Raw genomic sequence first — 2,592 nt, 5'->3', positions numbered from 1 at the left:
GCTTAAATGAGCGTGTTCGATTGATTAAGGGAGAAATACAGATATTGAGTGAAAAGATGAAGGGTACGAAAGTTTATATTCAAGTACCTATAAATAAAGAAGGAGATAGCCATGAAGCATAACGTATTAATTGTAGATGATCATTTCGTTGTAAGAGAAGGTCTGAAATTAATAATAGAAACGAGTGATTCATTTCAAATTATAGGTGAGGCTGCAAACGGAGAAGAAGCCCTTTCTTTCATAGAAAAAAAGAAACCTGATGTCATTTTAATGGATTTGAATATGCCTAAAATGAGTGGTTTAGAAACAATTGAGGCTTTAAAGAAAAAACAAAATCATACGCCGATTATTATATTAACTACTTATAACGAAGATGAATTAATGTTAAAGGGAATTGAGTTAGGAGCAAAAGGATATTTGCTAAAAGATACGGATCGTGAAAATTTGTTCCGAACATTGGAAGCAGCTATTCGAGGTGAGATTTTACTACAACCAAATATTATGGAAAAGATAGTGAAKTATAARAGRAAAGAARTACATGCTGATAAGGTTGMAGRRAAYAACTTAACRGWWAAAGAATTGTTTGTGYTGAAAGCTATTGCGCGCGGATATAAGAATAAAGAAATTGCATTYGATATGGGRATAGCTGAGCGAACGGTAAAAGCGTATTTAACAAATATATACAATAAATTAGGTGTTAATTCACGGTCAGAAGCAGTAGCTGTATCTATTGAAAGGAAGYTAATTCATTTTTAAAACATTATATATGCCCAATCGTACATTATAGGYTTGCCCTTTTGTACGATTTTTTTATTTCTTTCTCATGYTATGCTTCAGAAAGTATGARAGATTTAAGAACAATCTAATTGCATTACAATTATAGACGTTTCTAATGTAGGAAAGGAAGAAGAATAATTAAATGGAAACTTTGCTTTTAATTCCTGTATTAATTTTCTTTATTTGGCTGCAAAGCAAACAAAGAAAATTAAACTGGATAGATATTATAACTTTTCTCATGATGATAGGGATTATTACTTATACGGCGCCGCAACMAATGACTAGGGATTTACAAGCAGAGTTACTGGCAGTTACGCTTATTTCTTTCGCTATTGGTGTTTGGCAAGGTGGGGGAATAACAGTCTGTTATGAGGATGAAATTTTATATATTACAAATGGAAAACAGTATTCCATTTCATGGATTCTCTTAATAATTGGCAACATAATTATTATTAATATATTTGAAGGTGGATTTACATTTAATGGACCGTGGTTTCTTTTGTGTAGTGTTGTCATTACATCTGGGGTGAAAAACGGTATTCTATGTGTTCTGTACAAATTAACAGTGCGAAATTGAATGGAAAACCAAAGCTATTTTCTTTTACCCCAACATAAAACGTATTGCTGTAAGTTCATTAAAAGACCGTAGTTGATAAAAAATGAGATGGAAGTATTGGAAGAATGGGGGAGTTAACGTAGATGTTTCTACCTATTACTACATTTGATAGGTTTAGTTGGCTGGGGAATGTTGCTTTCTCTTCAGAAAAGACTAGTAGGAATCGAGCGCTATCGAGGGCWGAAGAAAGMRATGTTAATTTGTGTRAWAAKAAMTGTAKAGRTTCAGTTAATAATATKCATCAAAAAATAACGATAGATTCTGTGGAATATGGTGATAATTGTGTATTGGGCCGTGCAGAACCTCATTCAACAATTGTCATAACGAGTGGAGATATGTATGTTGGAAGCGGACSRGTTAATAAGTATGGAGAATTTAAAATATATACAAATGATTATCTGGAAGAGTATTYGGTAATAGAGATTCAGTTGATAATGGGCGGTTTCTATCAAGGAAGTATAACGGTAAAGTTAAAAAGTTAAGGTATGATGATTTCCTTTTTATTTAGTAAATAAAAAGGAAGCAACCGTAGTCGCTTCCTACATCTATTAAGCCGAAGCTTTCTTCATTCTCTCAAGTAAACTAGATAAAATATGTGTACGATAAGATTCTAGTTTTTTACCTTCGTAAGTACGAATCCCTAATTTTTTAAGTTCTTTTACATACCAACCTTTGCTTCCGAAATACATGTGATCGCTCCCCTTCAACTTTGTTTATTTGTCCTGATTGTACTTGGAGGTACGGGTAATATAATGAAGGAAATGAATTTCGCGCGAAAATGGTTAACTTTGTTGCAAAAGACATATATACTAAGGGTAGTATATAACGAGGTGGGCAAGACGTGATTATAGAGAAGCACGAAATTCAAATTGACCAAATTACGAGCGGTAAAGTGAATATCTTTACTTTCTATAGAAATAGAAAGCAAGTTGATGATCATTTTTTACGATTGCAAGAACCATCGCTTACAGCAAACTACTTCTTCCATTTTCATTTTGATGCAGAGAGCCTTCATCTTCTGCAGGAAGAGTTTCCGGGCGTATATCCGTACGACCGTAGTGACACGATTCACGACTGGACGGAAAAGATGAAAGCGGAATTGCAACATCAGATCCAAACAGGTAAATGGAATAAGCGCATACGTATCGGTAATCGCATTCTAGATGTGGTGTTTACGTGGTGTGACGAAGATATAGTAG

The 2,592-nt window shown here is 33.8% G+C and carries 5 protein-coding genes; 4 read left to right on the top strand and 1 reads right to left on the bottom strand.

Going from position 1 to position 2,592, the window contains the following annotated elements; translation table 11 throughout:
• The first annotated feature begins 111 nt into the window (after positions 1 to 111).
• The 3 genes from AC1DJR_RS25895 to AC1DJR_RS25885 all read left to right on the top strand — a co-directional run bounded on the left by AC1DJR_RS25895 (position 112) and on the right by AC1DJR_RS25885 (position 1,875).
• Positions 112 to 756, top strand: a complete 645-nt coding sequence (locus AC1DJR_RS25895; RefSeq protein ID WP_477003848.1) for a response regulator — start codon at positions 112 to 114, stop codon at positions 754 to 756.
• Between the two features lie 163 nt (positions 757 to 919).
• Positions 920 to 1,354: a hypothetical protein gene (locus tag AC1DJR_RS25890; protein WP_477003847.1), complete on the top strand. Its 435-nt coding sequence runs from the start codon at positions 920 to 922 to the stop codon at positions 1,352 to 1,354.
• Between the two features lie 122 nt (positions 1,355 to 1,476).
• A complete protein-coding gene (locus AC1DJR_RS25885) occupies positions 1,477 to 1,875 on the top strand; it encodes a hypothetical protein (protein ID WP_477003846.1) in 399 nt (132 codons plus the stop codon).
• 66 nt (positions 1,876 to 1,941) lie between these two features.
• Here AC1DJR_RS25885 and AC1DJR_RS25880 read toward each other — a convergent pair whose 3' ends face one another.
• Positions 1,942 to 2,082 (bottom strand): YflJ family protein, encoded by a 141-nt coding sequence (locus tag AC1DJR_RS25880; RefSeq protein WP_000273535.1) that lies wholly within the window; start codon positions 2,080 to 2,082, stop codon positions 1,942 to 1,944.
• 152 nt (positions 2,083 to 2,234) lie between these two features.
• Between AC1DJR_RS25880 and AC1DJR_RS25875 the strand changes: the two genes are divergently transcribed.
• A partial coding sequence (locus AC1DJR_RS25875; RefSeq protein ID WP_477003845.1) for a hypothetical protein occupies positions 2,235 to 2,592 on the top strand: 358 nt, incomplete at its 3' end.

The sequence above is a fragment of the Bacillus sp. 05T31 genome, assembly GCF_056396725.1.
This window is presented reverse-complemented; position numbering and strand designations above follow the sequence as displayed.